Below are 18,048 nucleotides of genomic sequence, written 5' to 3' on the forward strand. Positions count from 1 at the left end.
AGGCTAAGGGGTCCCCTAGCCTTTTTCTGCTATTCTTCATTTTCTCTGATTTTCTTGATGATGCTTCCCATTTGAACGCCACCATCTTTATAGTTTCTATAATAACGGCCAGCTCCATCTCCAATATAGCTGATCGGTGAGAAAGTATCGCTCTTGAAGGTACCATCTTCGTCAATCAAGTCTTCTTCTACTTCACGACGGGTTACACGAGCGATAATATTGGTCAATGCTCCACATTCTACAAATTCAACAACTTGGCATTCAATGGAAACTGGACAAGCCGTTACCATTGGAGCGTCTACTGTTTCCCCAATTGTATAGTCTAGACCTGTAAGAGCAAACTTGTCCTTGCGGCTATTGAAACCAGCTATTTCAACCTCTGTTAAGAGCTCCTCTGTAGGGATATTCACGGTGAACGATCCGTGTTTTTTAATTTCTGTGACGGCATTTCCTTTGGTTCTCATAGCGACCACCATCATACTACCGAGAGTATAGGCTGAACTAGAGGTCGAAATATTATATCCATGCGCATCATCCTTGTATCCTAAGAAAAATACAGGAAATCCAAAATATAATTTACGTGTTTCAAATGTTTGTTTCACACTTTTCTCCTTTTTATTGCTTCTTGTTCCCTTGGAAGTTCAGGTCGCTTCCGCTAGATCCTGAATTTCACGGGTAAATTGGCCATTTTCTAAGATCAGGATGCGATCACAAATGGCCCGGCACAATTGCTCATCGTGAGCGATGAAGATAAAGGTATTCTGATACTTACCATGAATCTTATAAAGCAATTGTAAAATCTGTACCTGGGTTTTGGGATCCAAACCACTGAGAGATTCATCAAAAATAATGACATCTGGGTTTAGGAGCAAGGTTCTGGCAATGCAAACTCTTTGCAACTGGCCACCACTTAATTCTCTTGCTCTTTTTTCTAGTACTTCTGATGGTAAACCTACCTCTTTTAAAACAGTGTCGACCTGGTCCATCGGAAAATCTTTGGAAAGAGCTTCTAGCAAGATTTCTTTCACAGTAAATCGTGGATTGACTGCGTGAAAGGAATCTTGGAAAACGACTAAGATGCGAACGCCATCCTCTTTGATGGAATAGGTTTTGCCATCTAAGAGAACCTGTCCTTGAGTTGGCTTTTCAATTCCTAAGATGACTCTTGCCAGCGTGGACTTGCCACTCCCACTTTCTCCCATAATTCCGACAATTTCACCTTTTTTGATGGATAGATTGCAATGGTCTAATACAGTTTTACCTTGATAGTTGACCGTAATATCTTTACATTCCAGCATTATTTCTGATCACCTGCTTCAAATCTTGTTCTAAGAATAATTCCTTGGTATAGCTTTCTTTTGGAGCTGTCAAAAGATCCTCGGTTTTTCCAAATTCAACGACTTTTCCCTTCTCCAAGACCAACATATTGCCCCCGAGTTCCCTCGCCAAATAATAATCATGGGTAACAGTAATAACCGTCTTATGCTGAACCAGTAAGTCTTTGATCAAGCTTAGGATCATCTCACGGTTCACACGATCGACCGCTGAGGTTGGTTCGTCCAGTATAATCGTTTCTGGATCTAGACATAAGATAATGCCTAACATAATCCGTTGGAGCATGCCTCCACTTAGTTCGAAGGAGTATTGCTGGAGAACCGATTCTGGATTTGCGATCCGAACCTTTTCTAGAACGTCAAGAGCTTTCTTGCGGCATTCACTTTTGGAAAGAGTTGAGTGACTTTTTATGGTCTCATAGAAATGCGTCCAAATCGTTTGAAAGGGATTAAACATGGACATGGGATTTTGAACCAAATAGGCGATCTTTTGCCCTCTAAAGGCGTTCCAGTCTTTGTCTGAAAAAGAATCTAGATGGAGATCCCCATAATGAATCGATCCGGTCTGTTTCATGTTCCGAGGAATAATCCCTATTAAAGCCTTCGTTAAGAGCGTTTTTCCAGATCCACTTTCTCCCACCACTAGCAGGGATTGGCCTAAGGGATGGGTGAAAGAAACCCGATCCAGACGAGCCTCCTCCTGATCGACAAGAGAAAGATCTTTAATGATGAATGATTCCATTCTTCTCTCCTTTCTCTTCGATATATTCACCAAATAGGTTAAAGGAAATAACGGTTAAAAAGATAGCTAAGCCTGGTGCGATCATCATCCAAGGTGCCACTCGGAAGTAAGCCCGTGCATCATGCAACATTAAGCCCCACTCCGAAACATTGGGTTGGACTCCAATTCCTAAGAAAGAAAAACCAGAAATCATCAGAATGATATTCCCGATGTTCATGAGAAGAATCACCAGTACTGGTTTGTAAATAAAGGGCAAAATATGGTTTTTGAGGATATGAAAGGACCCCATTCCCATGATCTGGGAACTGATCACATAGGGCTCTTGTTTGGTAGAAATGACCAGATTTGTCACAATCCTTGCATAGTAGATCCATTCGATAATGACTATGGCAATGATCATATTGCTCATCCCTTGTCCCAAGATGCCAACAGTAGCTAGGGAGAGAAGAAAACTTGGAAAAGCCATCAAGACATTGGTAAACCAAAGAAAGGCTCCTTCCATTTTCCCCTGATACCAACCTACAACCAAGCCTACGATAAAGCCGGTCACGACTTCCAAGATACTAATCGCGACAGCTAAGAATAAGGAATAGCGTGCCCCGTATAAGAGTCTCGAGAAAACATCCCTTCCCAATTGATCTGTTCCTAAAAGATGTTTAGAATTCGGACTTAGGAGTTTATTGGAAACATCCACATACTGGGGATCATAAGGCGCTATAAAGGAGGCAAACAAAGCAAAGAAAACCAAGAGACCTAATATGAAAATGGAAAACTTCACACTTTTTTTCATGATCTATTTCCTCTCTTCCTTACTCGTGGGTCAATCCAGTGGTTGACAGCTTGTGTCATGCCATTGTTCAATAAGAATAGCAAGCCAAATAACATCATACATCCCTGAATTAAGGGAGTATCGATCGATCGAATCGCCTCTACAAACAAACTGCCTAATCCATTCCAGGAGAAGACTTCTTCAACAATCAAGGAACCCGTCATCAAATAGACAAAGGTTAGGCTTAAACCAGTCGCAATAGATGGCAAAGCATTCCGAAGAACATGATTGGGTAAAAGATAGCGTAGTTTAACCCCTCTCATGCGCGCATTTTCAACATGTGGACTCTCCAACTGGGTCGATACAGCCTTTCTCACCAAGGCAATATATTGGCCAATCAGCGAAAAGCTTAAGGTGATGCTTGGTAAGACGATACTGAGAGTTTCATTTTTACCAGATACAGGCAATAAGCCTAATTTCACAGAAAAAATAAAAATCAACATGTAACCCAACCAGAAGGCAGGCATGGATACCGAGGTAAAGCCAAGGAAGCGCACGCATTTGTCAAAGAAGGAATTGGTCTTCAAGCCACTGATAACCCCAATTGGAATAGAAACGATAATAATCAGAATAAAGGAAGTCACTCCTAAATAAAAAGTGGATAAGAACCGACTAGCAATTAAACTGACAACTGATTCCTTCAGTAAATAAGACGTTCCAAAGTCCAAATGAAGAACCTTTATCAACCAAGAAAGATACTGTTCAATCCAGGATTTATCCAAGCCCAAATAGCTTCTAGCATTTTCAAGAGCCGCTGGAGTGATTGGCAAATGCCGAATTCGCAGATAATTCTCTGCTGGATCCTGCGACGTGAATTTTGTGAGGATAAAGGTGATAATGGAGATAACAAGTAAACCACTTATAAAACTCAGAATTTTTTTAAAAATAGCTTTCATATCATATAATAGTTAGATCCTAAAACAATGTGATCCGGTTTAAAAGATCCTCAGAGATCCTTTAAACCGGAAATCCCCTAACAAAATGAAGGATTGTCACTTTGAGCGAGGCCACATTGTCTCCTTCATCAAGATTTTGTCCTTATTTGTTCACTTTTTCAATGTAGCGAAGTGGAAGGGCATTTTCTTCTGGAGCGAAACGAACATTTTTCAACTCACCTGTACGATAAACAGAGATAACTGATTGATAAGTCAATGGGATATAAACCGCTTCTTCATGGAGCAAGGTCAAGGCCTTCTTATAGCCTGCATCTACTTTTTCTTCATCAGCTTCTGTCAAGGTTTGTTTGATGGTTTCATCCAATTCCTTCTTGATTGGAAGAGCTTCAAGGGAAACATTTTCTGGGTGACCATGAGCAGACTCAGCTGTCAAAGCTGTCATCCATGCGTGAGGATCCCATGGTGCTCCCCAAGAGAAGGTGAGCATCATATCAAAGTTTCCTGTTTTTGCATTTTCCCAATAATCGTCTTCTTCCATAGCAGTCAATTTGACTTCGACACCAATTTTCTTCAATTCGCCTTGGAAATATTCAGCTAGGTCTTTATCCGTTGCTTTTGTAGAAATGTAAGGGAAATTCAATTCCATCTTCTTGCCATCTTTGGCACGGATTCCATCAGAACCTTTCTTCCAGCCGGCAGCATCTAACATTTTTTCTGCTTCTTTGTTATCAAATTTATATGGTGTTATGCCAGCATCTGAGTGAGGAGTTGATTTAGAGAAGATGGTGTCGGCAGGAGTTTCTGCCCCCATGAACAATTTCTCTGCGATTTCTTTTTTATTAACCGCGTGGTTGATCGCCTTGCGAACATTCTTATCTTGGAAGACTTCTTGTTTGGCATTTAAGAGCAACAAACGAGAAGACATCGGCTGAGAAACATCTGTTGTATATTTCTTATCCTTTTTGTATTGAGCAAAGGTATCTAAGCCAATCACACCATTTCCATACAGCAAATCTACTTTACCAGATTCAAATTCTAGGGCACGTGTTTGAGCATCAGGAATAATCTTGATGGTAACTTCTTTTAGTTTTGGTTTTTCACCCCAGTAGTTTTCGTTCCGTGCAAAGGTAATGTATTCGTTGGATTTCTTTTCTTTGACCACCCATTGACCGGTACCGATAGAAGATTTAATTTTATTTTTAGTTGTATCGTCACCATCTGGGAAGCTGGCATCTGCTAAGAAACGAATTGGACGAATCATAGATAGATCATAAAGTGTGGCACTATATGGTTCTTTAAGGGTAATTTCAAAGGTATGATCATCAACAACTTTGTAACTATCCAAAACATTGGTGAAGTTAAACCATTCATGGTTTCCTTTGTTTTCTTTTGAGAAGATCGTATCGAAATTCCGCTTCACATTAGCTGCGTTGAAATCAGAGCCATCTGAGAATTTGGCTTTTCTCAAGTTGAAAGTATAGGTTTTCCCATCTTCACTAACTTTCCAGCTCTCAGCTAAGGCAGGCTCAATTTTCCCATTGTCTCCGTAACGAACAAGCCCTTCATAAACCAAATCTTGAATAACAAATTGATCTGGATTATATACGTGAGGATTGACATCTCCGAAGTCTTCTCCCCAAGCAAGCGTGATTTTATCTTTTTCACCACTACTGTCTGCAGCCTTGCCATTCTGCTGGCAGGCAGCTAAACACAAAACTGCTAAACTCGTAACAGCTAATTTCCAAAATTTCTTCATTATTAAAACCTCATGATTGATTATTTTTATTAACACTAGTTTGTAAGGCATCTCCAAAATTTGTAATCAATAAAATGACCCCGATTAAGAAGATGCAAGGAAAAGCGACGATCCAGGGAGCCTCCTGGATATAGGTGCGACCATCATTCATCATGGCTCCCCATTCTGGAGACGGTGCTTGCGCGCCTAGTCCAACAAAACTGAGGCCGGCAATCTCCATGATGATTGTTGAAACATTAAAGATCATGGTGGTGACAATTTGTGGAAATAGACTAGGAACATAGTAATGTTTGATGGTCTTCCAAAAACTATTTCCATACATTTTTGCTGACTGAATATAGAATTCATTTTTTAAACGCAGGGTCAGCGACCTCGTGATATAGGCATACTTGGTCCAAGCCGTTAAGCCAATGGCTATGACCGTTTGTTGCAAACCTACTCCTAATAGGCTCACAATAGCAATCACTAAGATTATGGATGGCAAGGACTGAAAAGTCGTAATGAACAAGAAAATAGCACGATCCAACTTACCGCCTATCAAGGCACTGGTCACTCCAATCAAGGAACCAACAAGGGTTACAAAGAGGAGGATCCCGACTGCAGGAACAATGGTTTGTACTCCACCACTCAGAGTTCGAGCAAATACAGACCGGCCCACAGCATCTGTACCAAACCATTCTTGACTATTGGGTGCTTGGAGGGCATTTTCTAAATGGACCTTGGTGATGCTGTCTCCTAAAAAGAAGGGAAACAGACAAGAAACCACTAGAACCAAGAGAAGGCAGCCAGCCAAGAGATAGAGGTTGCGGTGACTAACTTTTTTCATCACTTAGCCCCTCCATTTCCTTTAGGACTGACCTCTTTTTTAAAAAGAAGGAAGGGGGTTGGTTGCGATAGACGGGACTTCGGATTTAGCAACGTGATCAAGGCTTGGGTGGTAAAATTGACAAGCAATACCCCAAGTGTAATCACCAGAACAGCACCTTGGACCAGAGGATAATCCCGATTGACCACAACTGCAATCAGCATTTTTCCAATTCCTGGCCAAGAGAATAAATACTCTATGATAGCAACACCTCCTAACAGAGAACCCAGTGACAAACTCACCAATGTCAACAAAAAGGGAAGGGTATTATACAAGACATCCTTAAATAGAATGCGACCTTCCGGTATGCCACGTCCTCTGGCACCTTCTACTGCTGGTGACTGCAGCTCATCTATGAAGGCCGTTCTTAATTGAGGAATATAGCGCGTAGACATGGTCAGGGCCATGGTAGAAATCGGTAAAATTAACCCCCATTCATTTGCGGTTGACTGAATAGGAAACCAGCCAAGCTTGACCGAAAAGACAAGCATTAAGAGAATTCCAATGACAAAACTAGGAATGGCATTTAAAAATGCGCAAACCGTCATTATAAATCGATCCAGTCGACTACCGATATGATAGGCTGCATATATCGAAAGAGGAAGGGAAATGGCAAGCGTTGCTAACAAGATATAGATCCCTAGATAGATCGTATTTGGAAAGTAAAAGACCAATTGATCCCAAACTGGGGCTCCTGTACGATAGCTGATCCCGAAATTTCCTTGTAGGATGTTTCCTAACCATCTCAGATATTGCAAAATAAAACTATCATTTAAGCCCATCTCAGCTCGTTTTATCTCTAGTAGTTCTTTGGTATAAGGAATTCCTTGCGCATTTAAGATACTTTCTGCAGGGTCCCCTTTTGCCAAATAAACGAGTAAAAATGAAAGAAAGCTGACACAGAGCAGAATCAAAACCATTTGAAACAGTAATTTGATGAAATATCTTATCATGGCTCCCTTCCTTCTTCCTGATATGGTTTCATCAACATTTTGGTGTAGTCCGATTGAGGATTTCGCAAAACGTCTGACATCACCCCTTTCTCTTGAATTTTTCCATCTTTTAGTACCATGATTTCATCACAAAATTGGCTGACCAGCGCAATATCGTGTGAAATAAAGAGAAAAGAGGTTTGGGAGCTATTCTGAATCTCTTGTAGAAGGTCCATCACTCCCTCTTGGACAGTCACGTCTAAGGCACTGGTGATCTCATCACAAATCAATAAGTCAGGCTGGACCAAGAGAGCTCTGGCTATAGCCATCCGTTGGCATTCTCCGCCACTTAATTGGTGGGGAAACTGCTGCGCCAGATCCGGATGTAAGCCAACCCTTTCCAAGAGTTGGTGAATCTGCTCTTCCATCTCCTTCTTAGTCTTACAAATATTAAAATTCTGACAAACCTCTTCTAAACTTGCTTGTAAGGTCCTTTTGGGATGAAAGGCTTCTTGGGGCTGTTGAGAAATGTATTGCACCTTTTTGTAAAACTCAAAGTCTGTATAAATCGTCAGCGATTGCCCCAAGAACTGAATACTTCCCTCTTGCACATTGAGGAGTCGACTCAGAATTTTGGCAATGGTGCTTTTACCCGAACCGGATTCTCCAACCAAACCAAGTCGATGCCCTTTTTCTAGCGTAAAGGAGACATCAAAAACACCAACCTGATGATGAAGCAGATCATTATAATGATGAGTGAGATCTTTACATTCGAGTAAATAGGTCATTTGGTAACTCCTGCTACAATTTTAATTTTGGAATAGCCCTTAGTAACTTCTGGGTGTAGGGATGTTGCGGATTTTGGAAAATTTGGTCGCGACTTCCTTCTTCCACAATCTTCCCCTCCTTCATAACCAAGATCCTATCTGCCAACCTTTTGGCGACACTCATATCATGAGTGACAAATAAGAGGCTAGATTCTTCGATACTTAGCAATTCAATCAAGGTTTGAATAAACGATTCCTTGGAGAGAACATCAAGTGCACTGGTCGGCTCATCTGCCAAGAGCAATTTAGGATGACTGGCTAAGGCCAAAGCAATGGCCACTCGTTGCATCATACCTCCACTGAGTTCAAAAGGGTACTTTGATGGAACCTGTGCTGGATCTAAGCCAACCATCTGGAGGCATTCCTCTAACGATCTCATCTTTTCTACTTGAGAGCCATGACTCTTGACGAGATCCTCGTAATGGTGCTTGATTTTACGGTTGTTGTTAAAACCGAGACTGGACTGTTGGGTAATCCAGGCCAGTTCTGTCCCCACAAATGGATAAGAAACCCGCTTCTTTTGTGGGCTGATGGTCTGATCCCTATAAGAAATCCTGCCTTGGGTAAAGACTAAGTCATTCAAGGGAAGACCCAAAAGCAGTTTTAAAATCGTTGTTTTGCCACTTCCGCTTTCTCCGACGATTCCGACTGCTTCACCTGCCGAAACGGTTAGAGAAAGTTGATCTAAAATAACCTTTGACGGGGAAGAAACCGTGACATTCGTCAGTTGCAACATAGCTTTACTCCTTCGAGAGTTTGTTGGTTACATGATAATAATCTGTTGGATGAGACTCTAAATGAGAGATGGATTTGTCCATGACGATGGCAACTTTATAAAATCCAATGATCGTATAACCATGATCCTTATCCATAAGGGCTTGAATGTCCTTGCTCAATTGGATCCGTTTTTTCTGATCGGTCTCAGTTGCTAGCGCTTCGATCTTCTGATCAGCTTCCGCATTGCTATAATGACCAATATTTCCTACTCCCCCAGTTTTGACAGCTGAGTTAAAGTAAGCATATGGATCGCCAATCGGAGCAGCTACTACTGCATAAGGCGTGAAGGCATAATCTTTCTCTGTTGCAACAGCACTCACTTCCACCTTACGAATCTTCGCTTCAATTCCAACCTCTTTTAATTGTTGTTGAGAAGCTTCAATAGCTAACGGCATTTCTGGTAAACGAGTAAAGGAGAGTAATTCAATCGTGACTTTCTTTCCATCTTTTTCACGGTAACCATCTCCATCGGTATCCTTGTAGCCAGCCTCATCTAACAGTTTCTTCGCTTTTTCTACATTAAACTCATGAACACTTTTATCCAAGGCAAAATCGGAGCTGGTAGGGAGAGGTCCTGTGGCTGGAACAGCCGCTCCTTTAAAGAGGGATTCTGTATAAGTTTTCTTGTCGACCAAGGTATCCAAAGCTTGACGGAACTGATCATCAGCTACATAAGGATCTTCAAAGTTGTAGACATAGCTTAAGTAACGGCCACCTTCTTTTTCAGAAATTTTATATTTACTGTCCTTTTTAAAAGTAGTTAAATTCGCGTATGGAAGCCCATATACAGCATCGACTTCATTAGATTGAAGGGCAGCAGAAATCGCTGTTGGATCAGAGAAATATTTAATCTTGACCTGTGCTACCTTGGCTTTGCCACCCCAATAATTTGAATAGGCCTCTAATGTAGCACCTGTTTCTGGTGTATAGGTCTTGATTAAAAATGGTCCTGTTCCTACTGGAGCTTTATCTGATGCAGATTTTCCATCCACATCTACAATGACTGAGTACGGTTCAGCCAATAGATTTTTCATAATAGGCTGTTCTGATTTTGTTTTGATAGTTACGGTTTGACCTTCAGAATGGATACTCTCTATTCCAAGGTCAGCAGCCGCGCGCTTACTCTTTTCAAGCAGTCGTTTTAGAGAGGCCTCTACCTTAGCCCCTGTCATTTTTTCCCCATTTTGGAAAGTGACATCATTGCGAAGGGTGATTTTCCACTCTAATTGAGAAGTTTGTTCTATTTTTTCAGCTAGCCAGGGTTGAGGGACTAACTGATCATCCATTTTAAATAAGGTTTCTCCAACTCCATAACGAACAGTAAACCAACCATTATATTCATCTGCCGGATCAATATTGGTTGGGAATTGGGTATAACCAATCGTCACCGTTTGAGCATTTTTAGCTGCTTCTGGTGACGAGGGTTGATTAGTTTTTGCACAACCCATAAGGGCTAGACTCATGAGCGTCGCTCCGATCATAAATTTCCATTTTTTCATTTATATCCTCATTCTATTAATATATTTTTATTTTCAAGAAAGTAAGAACAAAAGAAAATTTCTCTTACCTTCTTGACCTAGTTTCCATCTTCAGCAGCTTTCGCTTGCAGGATCCTTCTCGCCACCTTCTGTAAGTAACGTTTCTTCCCAAGAATCCTTGTCTTCAAGGAGTAAAACAGTACCTTGAGGGATATCAATCGACCAAAAGTCAGCTTTCGGATCTACTAAAAATTGATAAATCAAGCGCAAAACACCTAGATGCCCAACTATCGCAATTTCATCATCCTCTGTTTCACGAATCTCTTCGACAATGGATTGGACCCGATCTTTAAATTTTTGAAAGGGTTCTGCCTTAGATGGAGTTACGTCAAAGGGACTTTCCAACCATTCTTCCCAAACTAAGGGAAAGGCCACTTGAATTTCATTGGCTGTCCTTCCCTCCCATAGTCCGAAATCTCTTTCATTCAATGCTTTATATGCTGTGGGGATCTGATCTGGAAAAATAATGGCAGCTGTTTCTAGAGTTCTTTTGAGCTGACTGGTATAGATCCGAGAAATGGCTCTTCCTTTCAGCAACTGATGAATCTTACTTGCTTGCTCTTTTCCTGTTTCATTGATAGAAACATCCGCTTTTCCGTAAAAAAAACGTTTTTTATTAAAGTCTGTTTCCCCATGACGAATCAGGTACCACTTTTTTACTGTCATATGATCATTCCTAACAAAAATAATATCTGTGCTACTTCTACTGATGCTCCTAAGGTATCTCCTGTCTCCCCATCAATCTTTTGATAAACGAACCAGCGAAAGGCAAGAGACCCTATGATGACTAAGCTATAAGCAAGGAGCCCTTTTAACCAAAAACCACCAACAAGGACAGCTAGTGGAACAAGCTGAGCAAGAAGGATAGAGCTGGTCTTGGTTCCAGAAAAGAAGTTCCCAGAACCACCAGATTCTCGTGCATAGCGCATTTTATAGAGCTGAATAGTCAATCCAACCTTCCCAATCATTGATAAAGAAGCTACAATGAGCCACTTGGGCTGAGGGAGATAAGGTCCCATCGCAATCATGAGGCCATAATAGAAAATCAAGGCCAAAACACCATTGCTTCCAATACGGCTGTCTTTCATAATTTCCAACATTCGGTCCTTAGAACGTGAAGAGAACAATCCGTCTGCTGTATCAGCAAGGCCGTCCAAATGAAAGCCTCCAGTGAGAAGCACATCAAAGAACAAGGTCAAAATCCAAGCAATGTTCTCAGGAAGCACCAAAGAAGTTAAAACAAAAAATAAGGAGGAAATGAGACCTAATAGGAGACCAAAGAGCGTTAAAATTGGAACTCCTTTTCGAACATAGGAGAGATCAACCGCTTTGGGAATTACAATCCGACTAAAAAATTGTGTATAGATAATGAGTGCTGAAATCATTTTAACTGCTGTGCTAGCCCACAAATAATTAAGTAGACTTCACTTGCCTCCTTTGCGATTAATTGATTGACCCGACCTTGAAGATCTCTAAAGTATCGTCCAAGACGAGTGTCTGGAACGATGCCAAGACCCACTTCATTAGTGACAATCCAAAAAGTAGCTTCGCGCCCCTTCATGGCAGAAAGTATCTGAGACCACTCGGCTTCGATGGCTTCCAAAATACGAGCTTGTTCTGCTTTACTTAAAAACTGCTCGTCCGATAAGAATCCTTTCTCCGGATACCACTCGTTAACAAGATCAAATAGTCGATTGGTGGTTAACATGGTGGCACAGTCTAATAAGTAATCGCTATGGTTGTCTTGATCAATCCAGCTAGCTAAGTCTCGGTATTGCTCGAGCGTATCCCAGCTTTTTGGTCGTCTTTGTTGATGGAGTTTGACCCGTTCCTGCCACTCTGGATCTTCTTTCATGACGAGGCCTGTTGCAATGTAACAAACTCCCTCTTTCTGCAAGAGTGTTGATTCAGCAAAGGAGGATTTACCACTACGAGCTCCACCTGTGACTAAAACAATCTTCCCCATATTTTTCCTCTCATTATAACTGGCTAAAGGCTTTGTCAAAAGCAGCTAAGGTGCGGTCTAGATCCTCATAAGAATGAGCACTTGATAAGAAGTTGCTTTCATACTGAGATGGAGCAATATAAACCCCTTCTTGCAAAAGTAGCCCATGTGCCTTGGCAAAAAGTTGATGGTCTGCTTGTTTAGAATCCTCAAAATTCAATACTGTTTTTTCTGAGAAGAAAAATCCAAACATGGTTCCAACAGAAACCACTTGGAGGGCTAGCCCATGCTTTTCAGCTAATTTACGGATACCTTGACAGAGGTAGTCTGTCTTTTCAACAGTTTGTTCAAAGACTTCTTTGGTCAAAAGGCGTAAGTTTTCATAACCAGCTGCCATGGCGATTGGATTTCCTGATAAAGTACCCGCTTGATATATATCTCCTAAAGGAGCAATTTGGTTCATGTATTGAGCTTTTCCACCAAAAGCAGCTACTGGGAAACCACCACCGATGACTTTTCCCAGACAGATCAAATCTGGATCAACTTGATACAAGCCCACAGCCCCTTGATAATGAGCACGAAAACCAGTCATGACTTCATCAATGATAAAGAGAGAACCAGCTTCTGTCGTCAGACGGCGAATCTCTTCGATGAATTCTTTATGGCCTGGAATCAAGCCCATGTTTCCTGCAATGGCTTCTACAATGACACAAGCGATTTCATGACCATGCTCTTCAAAACAAGTTCGCAATGCATCTAAGTCGTTATAAGGAAGGGCAATCGTCTCACGCGCCACCTCAGGTATCACACCTGCAGAATCTGCAATGCCAAAACTTGCCACACCAGACCCCGCTTGAACCAAGAAAGAATCACTATGACCATGGTAGCAACCAATAAATTTCACTACCTTTGGTCTTTTAGTAATCCCACGCGCTAAACGGATGGCACTCATGGTTGCCTCTGTTCCAGAATTGACCATTCGAATTCTCTCTACAAAAGGGAGACGTTCTTTAATAAGCTTGCCTAGTTTGATTTCACGTGGACTCGGTGCACCATAACTAGTACCTTCCCATAGGGCATCTTGTACTTTTTCAAGAACATCTTTAGGAGCATGTCCTAAAATCATTGGTCCCCAAGAGAGCACGTAATCCACAAATTGATTCCCATCTACATCATAGAGATAAGCTCCTTGAGCATGGTCTATAAAGAGAGGATTGCCACCAACTGCCTTAAAAGCTCGTACAGGGCTATTGACACCACCTGGGAAAATGGATTCTGCCTCCTTGAAGTAATCATTTGATTGTGTTCGTTTCATGTTTCAACCTAGCCTTTCAAATATCCTGCTACATCCTTGGCAAAATAAGATATGATTAAATCCGCTCCTGCTCGTTTCATTCCGATGAGACTTTCCAGGACCACTGCTCTCTCATCAATCCAACCTTGGGCAGCAGCAGCCTTCACCATACTGTATTCCCCACTGACATTGTATGCCACAAGTGGAAGATCGCTTTGATTTCGTATATCTCTTAAGACATCTAAGAAGGCAAGAGCCGGTTTTACCATTAGGAAATCTGCTCCTTCTTCCTCATCACTTTGAGCCTCCCGCAGAGCTTCTAAACGGTTTGCTGGATCCATCTGATAGGTTTTTCTATCACCAAATGCCGGAGCACTCTCACCAGCATCACGAAATGGTCCATAAAAACTAGAAGCAAATTTAACCGAATAAGACATAATCGGTACCATGTCAAAGCCAGACTTGTCTAAGCCTTCTCGAATCGCTGCAACATATCCATCCATGGCATTGGACGGCGCAATGATATCTGCTCCCGCTTCAGCTTGACTAATCGCTACTTGGACTAAGCGTTCCAAAGAAAGATCGTTCACAACCGTTTCACCATCTAGAATGCCACAATGGCCATGATTCGTAAATTCACAGAGACAGGTATCTGCTACAAGAATGAGATCTGGATAGTGTTGCTTGATCAAGCGAAGGGCTTTTTGAACAATTCCATCCGGATTAGAAGCTTCTGAACCAACTTCATCTTTAAGAGCTGGAATTCCAAAGATTATAAAAGATTTAATCCCGAGTTGTACACAGGATTCGACTTCTTCCAGAAGATCTGCTAAGGAAAATTGATAGACTCCTGGCATGGAAGCCACTTCTTCTTTTTGCTCTAGATTCTCCTTTACAAAGAGGGGTTGAATAAAGTCATTGACACTGAGAGTCGTTTCTCTTACTAAATCTCTCATTAGAGAATTCTTTCTTAATCTACGATGTCTTTTAAAATTCATTTTATTGCATCTCCTTTATGATCAGCTCAACCAATTTCACCATTGATGGACTTGAAGGAATATAGTTTACGGAAACACCACAATCTAAAACAGCTTTTGCTGTAGTCTCTCCAATAACACCAATTTGGTGATGTTTTGGCAAAGAAAGCCCTTCTTGATAAAAAACATCCCAGGCTGATGGACTAGCAAAGGTCCATACACATGGTTCTTTTAAGGATAGAAGCTCTCTTATTTTAGCGATTCCCTCTTGATTGGCAACAGTTTGATAGAGGGGCCAAGCATAAACATCATGCCCCAATTCTTGTAACATTTTTGGATAAATTGGATTAGCAAGATCACTGTGAGGGAACAAGATAGATTGATGCTCCCCATATTGACTACCCCACTCCTTGATAAAATCAATTCCATACTGGCTAGTCGACTCAAAGGTAACATCAATATGATGTTCTTTTAATAACTTACTTGTTTGACTTCCAATAGAAGCAATTTTAAAATCAGGTTTTAAATAGGGAAGAAATAATTGGACTGTATTGGCACTAGTGAAAAAGACCCAATCAGCTTTTTTCAGTTTCTCATTTAAAATTGGTGGAACAGGATTACCTTGCGTGCAAATCAGTGGCGCATGTAACCAGCCAACTTGTTTTTGTTCCAGTAAAGTTTGTAATTCGACAGAGGGTTTTTGTTCTCTTGTAAAAATAATTAAGCTTCCCACCATTTGTCTGTTAAGGCCCCTTTATCTATTAATTGCTCCAGAGCACGTTTGGGAAGATCGCTACCATCCTTAGACGTAAGAGCTACATAAAGGCAACGATCTTTGGCATCCGCTAACATAGTCTCTAAGCGATAGTGACCATCGATATATTGAGCATGAGCTCCTACTGGGAAGGTACAATCCGCATTCATCAAGCTTAAGAAACTTCTTTCCAATTGGATGCAGTTTTCTACTTCTTTATCATGGATAGAAGCCAATATTTCCAGGACTTCCTCATCATCTTCACGACATTCAACGGCTAATGCCCCTTGCGAAACTGCAGGAATGAATTCGTTTGGATCTAGAAATTCTATATTCAAAGATGGAGATTGGTCCAAATAACCAATCCGTTTCAAGCCAGCAACGGCTAGCACGATAGCATCGCATTCGCCTTCTTGTAATTTCCGAATTCTAGAATCAATATTGCCACGTAAGGGTTTAAATTGAAGATCGCTTCTTAAACTTTGTAGTTGCACCTGGCGACGAATACTACTGGTCCCTACAACGGCTCCTTGAGGAAGAGTGGTCAAGGTCATCCCTTCTTCTCTAAAAATCAGACAGTCTCTGACATCTTCTCTCTCCGGTATGGCTCCAATGGTACAGCCATCCACAAGAATAGAAGGAACATCTTTTAAACTATGGATCGCTATATCAATGTCTTTATTCAAGAGAGCCTGTTCAATTTCCTTTACAAAAACGCCTTTTCCCCCAATGGTTTGAAGAGATACATGTACTAAACGATCTCCCTGAGTTTTATAAGGGACCAATTCAAAGTCAACCTCAGGATGGCATTCTTTTAAACGTTGTACCACCATTTTGGTTTGGGTCATGGCCAACTGGCTTTTTCTTGTTCCAACTTTAATGCTTCTCATGGTTTACTCCCTTTCCACTATGAAGATCGAAGATTTTTGCAATCAAGGCAATATCATATTCTGAATTTTCTCCAACAGACATTTCTTTTAATTGCAACAAAGGCTCCTTTAAGATCTGATTGATGATGCTCTTCATATGCTTGGAAATTTGTTTCTTTTCCCGTTCGGTGAGATCTGGAAGTTTGCGTAATAAACTTTCCATTGCCGATTGCTGAGCCTGGATAGCTTTTTCTCGAATTTCTTGAATCAAAGGGATTATGCCTAATTGCTGCTTCCACTCTTCAAAGCTCACTAGTTCACTGGAGATCTCTACTTCGATATTCTTTGCAATTTCATTTCTTTCTTCAAAGAAAGCTTGCAATTCACTGGTGATATTTTCAATATTGTGAATGGTAATAGACGAATTGGGATGACAAGTTCGTGGCAAACATAAGTCAAAAACGATAGCTCCTGCTTTTACCATATCAGGATAGAGGATATAGCCTTCTGACTTAATGGCTGTGAAAATAATATCCGCATCCTTTATAGCATCATCTAAATCATCCCAAGAATAAGCCTGAATACGATCTTCTGTTAAATAAGGATTGGCCTTTGATAGAGTACGGTTGACCAAGCGGATAGACTGAAAGGGACGTTGTAGAACATACTTGGTCACCAATTGGCCAATTTCCCCTAAGCCAATGATAGCGATCTTTGTGTTTTCATAATCAAGGTCTTCCCTATCCAACATTTGTAAAGAAGTCAACCCAATAGACATGGGACGGGCATTAATCCGATAGACATCATGCATTCTTTTTGCAAAGGTCACTGCTTGCCGAAAAGCTTGGTTCAGAACAATCCCAGTAGTTCCAGTTTCTTGCGCAGTCAAAAAAGCCTGCTTTAATTGCCCAAGAACTTGGGTTTCACCAACTATCTTGGAATCTAAACCAATAGATACCCGGAATAAATGTTCTAAGGCCTCATTGCCCTCTTTAAACGTAAGATAAGGCTCCAATTCTTCAATATCTATCTGAAACCAATCCGCTAGAAAGTGCTTGGAATAATACCGACCAGTATGTAACTGATCAACAACTAAGTACAACTCTGTCCGGTTACAGGTTGAAAGGATGACATCCTCCAGAATACTTTTTTCTGCTTTTAATTTTTTGAGCGCAGAAATTTTTTCCTCATCAGAAAAATGTACTCGCTCTAAAACTGATAAGGGTGCTACACGATGTGTGACACCAACATATAATAAATACATTCTATCCGCCTCGTTCTTATAATTGATCTAAAAGTTGTTCTATCTTTTTTCTAACTTCTTTTGAGCGCGATGGAGATAAACCATTGGTAGAAATCATGACGGATAATTCATTATTTGATGCAATTGCAACATTATAAAAGTCGGAATTTTTCTTATCCCCTGTATTATTCACGAACTGACTAGGGTGAGCCTCTTCCATCACTTTTTTATTGATATCCTGGTTATCAGTGCAGGCAAAAACTAGTTTAGCTCCCTCCAAATCACCTGTTTGATAGCTTCTTTGAACCCATTCAACCTGTGATTTAGGAATTTCTTCATTGAGTTCAGGACTAATGACTGTAACCTTCGCTCCTTCAGACAACAAGGTCTTAATTTTACGAGCTGCCACTTTTCCTCCACCAATCACCACTACTGGTTTATTTTGGATATTCATCATGACAGGATACATG

The 18,048-nt window shown here is 41.0% G+C and carries 20 protein-coding genes; all 20 read right to left on the bottom strand.

The window, feature by feature from the left end; translation table 11 throughout:
• Positions 1-29: 29 nt before the first annotated feature.
• Positions 30-602, bottom strand: a complete 573-nt coding sequence (locus tag QM968_RS01590; protein ID WP_009730901.1) for a flavin reductase family protein — start codon at positions 600-602, stop codon at positions 30-32.
• 39 nt (positions 603-641) lie between these two features.
• Positions 642-1,298 carry an ABC transporter ATP-binding protein gene (locus QM968_RS01595; protein WP_009730900.1) on the bottom strand — a complete coding sequence of 219 codons (657 nt, stop codon included), beginning with the start codon at positions 1,296-1,298 and terminating at the stop codon, positions 642-644.
• Positions 1,285-2,076, bottom strand: a complete 792-nt coding sequence (locus QM968_RS01600) for an ATP-binding cassette domain-containing protein (protein WP_414381701.1) — start codon at positions 2,074-2,076, stop codon at positions 1,285-1,287. Before QM968_RS01600 ends, QM968_RS01595 begins: the two co-directional genes overlap by 14 nt.
• On the bottom strand, positions 2,057-2,866 hold the full coding sequence (locus QM968_RS01605; RefSeq protein ID WP_414381704.1) for an ABC transporter permease: 810 nt from the start codon (positions 2,864-2,866) through the stop codon (positions 2,057-2,059). Before QM968_RS01605 ends, QM968_RS01600 begins: the two co-directional genes overlap by 20 nt.
• On the bottom strand, positions 2,863-3,801 hold the full coding sequence (locus QM968_RS01610) for an ABC transporter permease (protein ID WP_414381706.1): 939 nt from the start codon (positions 3,799-3,801) through the stop codon (positions 2,863-2,865). Before QM968_RS01610 ends, QM968_RS01605 begins: the two co-directional genes overlap by 4 nt.
• A gap of 142 nt (positions 3,802-3,943) precedes the next feature.
• Positions 3,944-5,557 (bottom strand): nickel ABC transporter substrate-binding protein, encoded by a 1,614-nt coding sequence (gene nikA, locus QM968_RS01615; protein WP_414381709.1) that lies wholly within the window; start codon positions 5,555-5,557, stop codon positions 3,944-3,946.
• 10 nt (positions 5,558-5,567) lie between these two features.
• Positions 5,568-6,383 (bottom strand): ABC transporter permease, encoded by an 816-nt coding sequence (locus QM968_RS01620; RefSeq protein ID WP_414381712.1) that lies wholly within the window; start codon positions 6,381-6,383, stop codon positions 5,568-5,570.
• Positions 6,383-7,375, bottom strand: coding sequence for an ABC transporter permease (locus QM968_RS01625; protein WP_414381715.1), 993 nt, complete (start codon positions 7,373-7,375; stop codon positions 6,383-6,385). The genes QM968_RS01620 and QM968_RS01625 overlap by 1 nt, the downstream gene beginning before the upstream one ends.
• On the bottom strand, positions 7,372-8,142 hold the full coding sequence (locus QM968_RS01630; protein WP_414381717.1) for an ABC transporter ATP-binding protein: 771 nt from the start codon (positions 8,140-8,142) through the stop codon (positions 7,372-7,374). The genes QM968_RS01625 and QM968_RS01630 overlap by 4 nt, the downstream gene beginning before the upstream one ends.
• A 13-nt stretch (positions 8,143-8,155) precedes the next feature.
• A complete protein-coding gene (locus QM968_RS01635; protein ID WP_414381720.1) occupies positions 8,156-8,917 on the bottom strand; it encodes an oligopeptide/dipeptide ABC transporter ATP-binding protein in 762 nt (253 codons plus the stop codon).
• A 4-nt stretch (positions 8,918-8,921) separates the two neighbouring features.
• A complete protein-coding gene (locus QM968_RS01640; protein WP_118095017.1) occupies positions 8,922-10,457 on the bottom strand; it encodes an ABC transporter substrate-binding protein in 1,536 nt (511 codons plus the stop codon).
• A gap of 90 nt (positions 10,458-10,547) precedes the next feature.
• The gene (locus QM968_RS01645) at positions 10,548-11,162 is read right to left on the bottom strand and encodes a histidine phosphatase family protein (RefSeq protein ID WP_414363131.1); all 615 of its coding nucleotides are present in this window, start codon (positions 11,160-11,162) and stop codon (positions 10,548-10,550) included.
• Positions 11,159-11,881, bottom strand: a complete 723-nt coding sequence (cobS, locus tag QM968_RS01650; RefSeq protein WP_118095601.1) for an adenosylcobinamide-GDP ribazoletransferase — start codon at positions 11,879-11,881, stop codon at positions 11,159-11,161. The genes QM968_RS01645 and cobS overlap by 4 nt, the downstream gene beginning before the upstream one ends.
• Positions 11,878-12,462, bottom strand: a complete 585-nt coding sequence (gene cobU, locus QM968_RS01655; protein ID WP_118095013.1) for a bifunctional adenosylcobinamide kinase/adenosylcobinamide-phosphate guanylyltransferase — start codon at positions 12,460-12,462, stop codon at positions 11,878-11,880. Before cobU ends, cobS begins: the two co-directional genes overlap by 4 nt.
• Positions 12,463-12,475: 13 nt before the next feature.
• Positions 12,476-13,756 (bottom strand): glutamate-1-semialdehyde 2,1-aminomutase, encoded by a 1,281-nt coding sequence (gene hemL / locus QM968_RS01660; RefSeq protein ID WP_118095011.1) that lies wholly within the window; start codon positions 13,754-13,756, stop codon positions 12,476-12,478.
• Positions 13,757-13,764: 8 nt separating this feature from the next.
• Positions 13,765-14,733 carry a porphobilinogen synthase gene (hemB, locus tag QM968_RS01665; protein ID WP_118095009.1) on the bottom strand — a complete coding sequence of 323 codons (969 nt, stop codon included), beginning with the start codon at positions 14,731-14,733 and terminating at the stop codon, positions 13,765-13,767.
• Position 14,734: 1 nt separating this feature from the next.
• Positions 14,735-15,448, bottom strand: coding sequence for a uroporphyrinogen-III synthase (locus QM968_RS01670; RefSeq protein WP_118095007.1), 714 nt, complete (start codon positions 15,446-15,448; stop codon positions 14,735-14,737).
• Positions 15,433-16,356 carry a hydroxymethylbilane synthase gene (gene hemC, locus QM968_RS01675; protein WP_223141967.1) on the bottom strand — a complete coding sequence of 308 codons (924 nt, stop codon included), beginning with the start codon at positions 16,354-16,356 and terminating at the stop codon, positions 15,433-15,435. The genes QM968_RS01670 and hemC overlap by 16 nt, the downstream gene beginning before the upstream one ends.
• The gene (hemA, locus tag QM968_RS01680; RefSeq protein WP_214259604.1) at positions 16,343-17,599 is read right to left on the bottom strand and encodes a glutamyl-tRNA reductase; all 1,257 of its coding nucleotides are present in this window, start codon (positions 17,597-17,599) and stop codon (positions 16,343-16,345) included. The genes hemC and hemA overlap by 14 nt, the downstream gene beginning before the upstream one ends.
• Before the next feature lie 16 nt (positions 17,600-17,615).
• Positions 17,616-18,047 carry a bifunctional precorrin-2 dehydrogenase/sirohydrochlorin ferrochelatase gene (locus QM968_RS01685; protein ID WP_155169109.1) on the bottom strand — a complete coding sequence of 144 codons (432 nt, stop codon included), beginning with the start codon at positions 18,045-18,047 and terminating at the stop codon, positions 17,616-17,618.
• Position 18,048 lies beyond the last annotated feature (1 nt).

The organism is Streptococcus sp. OMI870, assembly GCF_047460295.1.
In the GTDB taxonomy this organism is placed as follows: Bacteria; Bacillota; Bacilli; order Lactobacillales; family Streptococcaceae; genus Streptococcus.

Excerpts from the sequence above, each read along its gene's own strand:
- QM968_RS01595 (WP_009730900.1), bottom strand. The coding sequence starts at position 1,298 with ATGCTGGAATGTAAAGATATTACGGTCAACTATCAAGGTAAAACTGTA.
- QM968_RS01600 (WP_414381701.1), bottom strand. The coding sequence starts at position 2,076 with ATGGAATCATTCATCATTAAAGATCTTTCTCTTGTCGATCAGGAGGAG.
- QM968_RS01605 (WP_414381704.1), bottom strand. The coding sequence starts at position 2,866 with ATGAAAAAAAGTGTGAAGTTTTCCATTTTCATATTAGGTCTCTTGGTT.
- QM968_RS01610 (WP_414381706.1), bottom strand. The coding sequence starts at position 3,801 with ATGAAAGCTATTTTTAAAAAAATTCTGAGTTTTATAAGTGGTTTACTT.
- nikA (WP_414381709.1), bottom strand. The coding sequence starts at position 5,557 with ATGAAGAAATTTTGGAAATTAGCTGTTACGAGTTTAGCAGTTTTGTGT.
- QM968_RS01620 (WP_414381712.1), bottom strand. The coding sequence starts at position 6,383 with ATGAAAAAAGTTAGTCACCGCAACCTCTATCTCTTGGCTGGCTGCCTT.
- QM968_RS01625 (WP_414381715.1), bottom strand. The coding sequence starts at position 7,375 with ATGATAAGATATTTCATCAAATTACTGTTTCAAATGGTTTTGATTCTG.
- QM968_RS01630 (WP_414381717.1), bottom strand. The coding sequence starts at position 8,142 with ATGACCTATTTACTCGAATGTAAAGATCTCACTCATCATTATAATGAT.
- QM968_RS01635 (WP_414381720.1), bottom strand. The coding sequence starts at position 8,917 with ATGTTGCAACTGACGAATGTCACGGTTTCTTCCCCGTCAAAGGTTATT.
- QM968_RS01640 (WP_118095017.1), bottom strand. The coding sequence starts at position 10,457 with ATGAAAAAATGGAAATTTATGATCGGAGCGACGCTCATGAGTCTAGCC.
- QM968_RS01645 (WP_414363131.1), bottom strand. The coding sequence starts at position 11,162 with ATGACAGTAAAAAAGTGGTACCTGATTCGTCATGGGGAAACAGACTTT.
- cobS (WP_118095601.1), bottom strand. The coding sequence starts at position 11,881 with ATGATTTCAGCACTCATTATCTATACACAATTTTTTAGTCGGATTGTA.
- cobU (WP_118095013.1), bottom strand. The coding sequence starts at position 12,462 with ATGGGGAAGATTGTTTTAGTCACAGGTGGAGCTCGTAGTGGTAAATCC.
- hemL (WP_118095011.1), bottom strand. The coding sequence starts at position 13,756 with ATGAAACGAACACAATCAAATGATTACTTCAAGGAGGCAGAATCCATT.
- hemB (WP_118095009.1), bottom strand. The coding sequence starts at position 14,733 with ATGAATTTTAAAAGACATCGTAGATTAAGAAAGAATTCTCTAATGAGA.
- QM968_RS01670 (WP_118095007.1), bottom strand. The coding sequence starts at position 15,448 with ATGGTGGGAAGCTTAATTATTTTTACAAGAGAACAAAAACCCTCTGTC.
- hemC (WP_223141967.1), bottom strand. The coding sequence starts at position 16,356 with ATGAGAAGCATTAAAGTTGGAACAAGAAAAAGCCAGTTGGCCATGACC.
- hemA (WP_214259604.1), bottom strand. The coding sequence starts at position 17,599 with ATGTATTTATTATATGTTGGTGTCACACATCGTGTAGCACCCTTATCA.
- QM968_RS01685 (WP_155169109.1), bottom strand. The coding sequence starts at position 18,047 with ATGTATCCTGTCATGATGAATATCCAAAATAAACCAGTAGTGGTGATT.